The organism is Cupriavidus sp. KB_39, assembly GCF_052114485.1.
Lineage (GTDB): Bacteria > Pseudomonadota > Gammaproteobacteria > Burkholderiales > Burkholderiaceae > Cupriavidus.
On the sequence record NZ_JBFREV010000213.1, the window covers coordinates 1 to 452 of the forward strand.

Below are 452 nucleotides of genomic sequence, written 5' to 3' on the forward strand. Positions count from 1 at the left end.
GCTGACTTCGATGACTTCGATCTTCAGTTGTTGCTCGATATCCCGGTCATTGACCTTGAGCGGGAGGATTCTCAAGGTGGAGTCGCTGCTCCGGAAGGCGAGATGCCTGCGGTTCGGGCCCAGGCCCGAGACCCTGAAAGGGAGTTGGTTTCCAGCGATGAGCGTGATTTGCGCGCCCATTGCCGCGCCGCTGCGGCGCAATAGTTTTGCCATGTCGGGTCCGATCCAGTGGTGAACCCGCCTGATTCTCCGAACCGCTCCTTGCCTCTGCAATGAGACGAGTCTGAAATTGGGCGCCATTTTTGCCGTGCCCGCGGCACGCCGGCCCCGCCCATCCGCCTGCTACACTCCCGCCATTCCTAGTCACACACCGCACACCTCCATGGCACAGTACGTTTTCACCATGAATCGCGTGGGCAAGATCGTTCCGCCCAAGCGTCACATTCTCAAGG

The 452-nt window shown here is 60.0% G+C and carries 1 protein-coding gene; it reads right to left on the reverse strand.

What is annotated here, in order from left to right:
• Nucleotides 1–213, reverse strand: a 213-nt coding sequence (locus AB4Z27_RS29595) for a hypothetical protein (protein WP_441646056.1), incomplete at its 3' end; no start/stop codon positions are given.
• Between the last annotated feature and the right edge of the window lie 239 nt (nt 214–452).